The 710-nt window shown below is 59.9% G+C and carries 1 protein-coding gene; it reads right to left on the bottom strand.

Annotated elements, in window-relative coordinates:
- Positions 1–710, bottom strand: a 710-nt coding sequence (locus tag ACR0M3_RS20045; protein WP_480912423.1) for an EF-Tu C-terminal domain-related protein, incomplete at both ends; no start/stop codon positions are given.

The following is a 710-nucleotide window of genomic DNA, read 5'->3' as shown; positions in this document are numbered from 1 at the left end:
TCAACGCCGAACGACACGTTGTCGCCGGGCATGACCATCTCGGTGCCTTCCGCCAGGGTCACGGTGCCGGTCACGTCAGTGGTCCGGAAGTAGAACTGAGGACGGTAGTTCGCGAAGAACGGCGTGTGACGGCCGCCTTCTTCCTTGGTCAGGATGTAGGCTTCGGCTTCGAACTTGGTGTGCGGTGTCACCGAACCCGGCTTACACAGAACCTGGCCACGCTCAACGCCGTCACGGTCCACACCACGCAGCAGGGCGCCGATGTTGTCGCCCGCTTCACCGCGGTCCAGCAGCTTGCGGAACATTTCAACGCCGGTGCAGGTGGTTTTCGCGGTGTCACGGATGCCGACGATTTCGATCTCGTCGCCAACGTTGATCACGCCACGCTCGACACGGCCGGTCACAACGGTACCACGGCCCGAGATCGAGAACACGTCTTCGATCGGCATCAGGAACGGCTGGTCAACAGCACGCTCAGGGGTGTCGATGTAGTCATCAACAGCCGCCATCAGCTCGCGGATCTTGTTCTCGCCGATTTCAGGGTCACGGCCTTCCATCGCGGCCAGAGCCGAACCTGCGATGATCGGAATATCGTCGCCGGGGTATTCATACGAAGACAGCAGCTCGCGGATTTCCATTTCCACCAGTTCCAGCAGCTCTTCGTCGTCAACCTGGTCAACTTTGTTCATGAACACGACCATCTTCGGGAT

The sequence above is a fragment of the Ruegeria sp. O5 genome (assembly GCF_056535105.1).
This window is presented reverse-complemented; position numbering and strand designations above follow the sequence as displayed.